The sequence below is a fragment of the Pedobacter sp. genome (genome assembly GCF_035317785.1).
In the GTDB taxonomy this organism is placed as follows: Bacteria; Bacteroidota; Bacteroidia; order Sphingobacteriales; family Sphingobacteriaceae; genus Pedobacter.
Genome location: NZ_DATHGC010000189.1, coordinates 1 through 5,159 on the forward strand (window position 1 = coordinate 1; position 5,159 = coordinate 5,159).

General features: G+C 44.5%; 4 protein-coding genes. All 4 read left to right on the plus strand.

Annotation, left to right across the window (positions count from 1 at the left end):
- On the plus strand, window positions 1-668 hold a 668-nt coding region (locus VK541_RS11540), incomplete at its 5' end, for a pyridoxal-phosphate dependent enzyme (RefSeq protein WP_324370181.1).
- 127 nt (window positions 669-795) lie between these two features.
- A complete protein-coding gene (locus VK541_RS11545; RefSeq protein ID WP_324370183.1) occupies window positions 796-2,292 on the plus strand; it encodes a tagaturonate reductase in 1,497 nt (498 codons plus the stop codon).
- Window positions 2,293-2,326: 34 nt separating this feature from the next.
- Window positions 2,327-3,700: an MFS transporter gene (locus tag VK541_RS11550; protein WP_324370185.1), complete on the plus strand. Its 1,374-nt coding sequence runs from the start codon at window positions 2,327-2,329 to the stop codon at window positions 3,698-3,700.
- A 33-nt stretch (window positions 3,701-3,733) separates the two neighbouring features.
- A partial coding sequence (locus VK541_RS11555) for an aldehyde dehydrogenase family protein (protein WP_324370187.1) occupies window positions 3,734-5,159 on the plus strand: 1,426 nt, incomplete at its 3' end.

Here is a 5,159-nt window from a genome sequence, read left to right on the forward strand (position 1 = left end):
GCGGAAACACAGGGATAGCACTGGCGATGATCGCGAGCATATATGACCTGGAGATAGAACTGGTCATGCCATCCAATTCCACAAGGGAGCGGACGCTTACTATGGAAGCTTATGGCGCCAAGGTCACTTTGCTGGAATCTATAGAAATCTGCAGGGATTATGCAGAAGAGAAAGGCCTCCAGCCTGGATATTTCCTGTTGAACCAATTCTCAAATCCCGACAATTACCTTGCACATTACAAGACTACCGGCCCCGAGATATGGAAAGATACCAAAGGGGAGATCACCCATTTAGTTAGCTCTATGGGCACAACAGGCAGCATTATGGGCAATTCCATGTTTTTGAAAGAGCAGAACCCGGAGGTTCAGATCGTCGGTTGTCAGCCCACAGAAGAATCCTCTATTCCAGGAATTCGCAGATGGCCGGAAGCCTACTTACCTAAGATATTTGATCCAAGCAGGGTAGACCGTGTCATGGACGTTTCTCAGCAGGAAGCGACAGATATGGCCAGGAAGCTGGCCAAAATAGAAGGGATCTTTGCAGGGATGAGCAGCGGGGGTGCATTAGCCTGTGCATTGAGACTTGCAGCTGAACTGGAATCCGGTGTCATTGTCTTTATCGCGTGCGACCGGGGAGACCGTTACCTGAGCAGTGACTTGTTTGGGTAATTTATGGTTAATTTCAACGTATTCAGATCATTTCAGCGATAACGATTGCGTAAATAATTTCGGCTGAAAAGCCTTATTCTTAGCGATAATTATGTAGAATTGTTTTCGACTGTATGAAATTCGAGATATGATTATTTCTAACCAAACATTAAAAAGTATAAACGCTGAAAACGTTTCCATTCCTAATGATTCACTATTGCAGCTGCCAGAGAAAGTACTTCAATTTGGCACCGGGGTCTTATTGCGCGGACTTCCTGATTATTTTATAGATAAAGCCAATAAGAAAAATATATTCAATGGCAGGGTAGCCGTCGTGAAATCTACCAGCAAAGGTGATGTGAAAGACTTTGAAGACCAGAATGGCCTTTACACGATTTGTGTACGCGGATTGGAAAATGGTCAGCCGGTGGAGGAAAACATCATTTCATCTGCGATAAGCAGGGTTCTTTCGGCCGATAAAGACTGGTCTGTTATACTTGGAATTGCCAAAAGCAGTGAACTTCAGGTTATTGTATCTAATACAACCGAGGTTGGTATACAGTTGGTCAACGAAAGTATAGCGGCAAACCCTCCCTTATCATTTCCCGCAAAAGTATTGGCGGTATTGTATGCGCGCTACAAAGCATTAGGCGACTCGCCCGCTTCAGATATTGCGGTTATTGCTACTGAACTTATTCCAGAAAACGGAAAGAAACTGGAAGGCATAGTCTATCAGCTTGCAGCGTTTAATCATCTTGAACCTGAGTTTTCTGCCTGGTTAAACACACATGCTTTCTTTTGTAATTCACTGGTTGACAGGATTGTTCCAGGTAAACCCGACGATGCTGCACTGGAAAAACTGGAAAAGCAGCTGGGTTATAAAGACAGTCTGCTGATCATGGCAGAACCATACAGGTTATGGGCAATTGAAGGAAACGCGCGGGTTTCAGAACTGCTTAACCTCGAGTCAGCCGATCATGGTGTAATTGTAAAGCCGGATATCGAGATCTACCGGGAGCTGAAAGTGAGACTTTTAAATGGCTCACACACATTAGCTTGCGGCATCGCATATCTGTCAGGTATTGATACGGTAAATACGGCGATGAATGATACGGCTTTAAAAGATTACATTTCCGATGTGATGCAAAACGAGATTGTTCCCGCCATTCCTTATAAGGTAGAGGCGGCTGTTGCGTCGGCTTTTGCCGGATCTGTACTTGACCGGTTCGCCAATCCATATATTGAGCACCTTTGGATCAACATCACGTTTCAATATGTGATGAAAATTAAGATCAGAATATTACCGGTACTGGTTCAGTATTATAAAATTTACAATAAAGTTCCGCAACATATCGCCTTTGGATTTGCAGCGTTTTTATTGTTTATGCGAACCAACAGGAAAGAGGGCGAAAAGTATTTTGGTGACTTTAAAGGCCGTGAATACCCAATTACCGACGACCAAGCTGCATATTTCTATGAAAAAAGCAAGCTGGACACATCAGTCTATGTAAAGTCAGTTCTAACGGATGAGAATTTGTGGGGCACAGACTTGTCGGCACTTACCGGCTTCATAGAAACTGTTGAAGGAAATTATAACTATATTTCGATGAATGGAGTAAAACAAGGCCTGATGCAGGCAAACTAAAGAAGAACACATAACCAATATTAAACCAAATATAATGAACGATAAAAAAGTACCTGGGTACAGGTGGACAATCTGTGCTTTATTATTTTTTGCTACTACTGTAAACTATCTCGACAGGCAGGTTTTGAGTTTATTAAAGCCCCATCTGGAGGAGCTGTTTGACTGGACAGACAATGATTATGCAAACATCGCTTCTGTATTTCAATTTACCTATGCCATTTCCATGCTCTTTGCCGGAAGAATCATTGATAAATTGGGTACCAAGAAAGGATATGCATGGGCCATTATCATATGGTCTCTAGGTGCCATCCTGCATGCATTTGCGATCCCAATGGGGAATTTGGTCTCAACAGTACTCGGTTTCGCAGGGATAGGCATTGCATCTGTTTCAATTGTTGGTTTTATGATTTCCCGCGCGGTGCTCGGCTTTGGAGAAGCAGGGAACTTTCCTGCGGCCATTAAAGCTACAGCCGAGTATTTTCCTAAAAAGGAACGTTCATTCGCAACCGGATTTTTTAACGGAGGTACCAATATAGGTGCAGTTCTTGCGCCATTGAGCGTTCCATTTATCGCAGCACAATGGGGCTGGGAAGCTGCATTTATATTTATTGGCGCTATCGGTTTTCTGTGGCTCTTTTTCTGGTACAAGTATTATGATAAAGTAGAGGATCAGAAAAGATTGTCTCCGGAGGAACTGGCTTATATCCGTGATGGTGAGGTTGAAACGCCGAGTGTCATCAGCGAAGGGGTGGTTCACGAAGCTAAGATATCCTGGTTTAAACTGCTCAGTTACAAACAGACCTGGGCATTTGCTATCGGTAAGTTCATGACCGATGGCGTATGGTGGTTTTTCCTGTTTTGGCTGCCTGCATATCTGAAAGATCAGTACGGAATGGTAGACACGCAGATCATGCTTCCCCTGGCAGTACTTTACAGTATGACCATGTTCGGAAGTATAGGCGGCGGCTGGTTCCCGATGTACTTTATAAACAGAGGGCATGAAGTTTATGCCGGCCGAATGAAGGCAATGCTGCTGATCGCTATATTTCCGCTGGTGGTGCTTGCCGCACAGCCTTTGGGACACATTACCTTCTGGATCCCGGTATTGCTGATCGGTGTAGGAGCCTCGGCACACCAGGCATGGTCCGCCAACCTGTTCACCACCGTGTCTGATATGTTTCCCAAAAAAGCGATCGGTTCGGTTATAGGAATTGGCGGAATGATGGGCGGCCTGGGCGGTGTTTTGGTAACGAAGCTCGCAGGTGCATTATTTACGAATTACAAAGCACTGGGACATATTGAAACGGGTTACTCAATTATGTTTGCCATTTGTGCCATGGCATACCTGATAGCCTGGTCAATTATGAAAGCATTAGTTCCTAAATACAAACCAATTACTGATCTTTAGGATCACAGTCTTTCAACCCTAAAAACTATATAAATGACATTTAAAGAACGTCTCAGTTCTATTTTCGTAGAAGAACATGAAATACCGGAAGAATTTAGATTAAAAGAAGAAGTACACCAGCGGGAGTACCTGAATAATGGGCAGATGCATCCCTGGAATGGTGAAGTACACACTGTACTGTCTCCCGTTTGCATCAAAACAGCCAATGGATTGCAGCGTAAAGTGATAGGTACCTATCCGCTTTGTGAGGAGAAGGAAGCCACAGCCGCACTTGATGCGGCTGTTAAAGCTTATGACAATGGCAGGGGAGAGTGGCCTACCATGAGTGTAGCTGACAGGATCACCTGTGTAGAAAAGTTCACTCATGAGATCATTGAGAAAAAGAATGAAGTCGTCAAACTGCTCATGTGGGAAATCGGTAAATCCTATGCAGATTCCGTAAAAGAATTTGACCGCACAGTTGAGTATATCTACGCTACAATTGACGCATTAAAAGATCTTGACCGTCAGTCGTCTAAGTTCAGCATAGAACAGGGAATAGTTGCACAGATCAGGCGGTCTCCATTGGGCGTTGTGCTGTGCATGGGCCCCTTCAATTATCCATTGAACGAAACTTTCACTACGCTGATCCCCGCGCTGATCATGGGCAATACTTTACTGTTTAAACCACCTAAACACGGTACGCTATTGCATTATCCTTTGCTTACCGCATTCAGAGACTGCTTTCCTAAAGGAGTAGTCAACACGATATATGGAAGAGGTAACAAGATCATTCCTGATCTGATGAAATCCGGCGACATCAACGTACTTACCCTCATCGGCTCAAGTAAAGTAGCGAACGAACTGAAGAAGCTGCACCCTAAAGTAAACCGTCTGCGCGCGATCCTGGGGCTGGATGCAAAAAATGCAGCCATTATAACGTCAAAAGCGGACATTAAACTGTCTGTGCAGGAAACGGTCCTGGGTTCCCTGTCATTCAACGGACAGCGCTGTACTGCTTTAAAGATCATATTTATACACAGAAGCCTGGCAGACGCATTTTTGACTGAGCTGTCCGATGCAGTCTCCAAACTTAAGTTTGGCATGCCCTGGGAGACAGGAGTATCACTGACCCCACTGCCAGAGCCCCATAAACCAGCATATCTGAAAGAATGTATTGATGATGCTGTTGAAAAAGGTGCACGTGTGGTAAATGAAAACGGGGGTGTTTCCAATGAATCCTTTGTGTTCCCCGCGATCGTGTACCCCGTAAGCAAAGGAATGAAATTGTACACCGAGGAGCAGTTTGGCCCGGTTATTCCTGTAGTTCCTTTTGATGATCTGGAAGAAACGATAACCTACCTGATCGAATCTACCCACGGGCAGCAGGTAAGTATATTTAGCGATGATGATGAGGAGATCGCAAAACTGATAGATCCGCTGGTGAACCAGGAGAGCAGGGTCAATATCAATTGCCAGT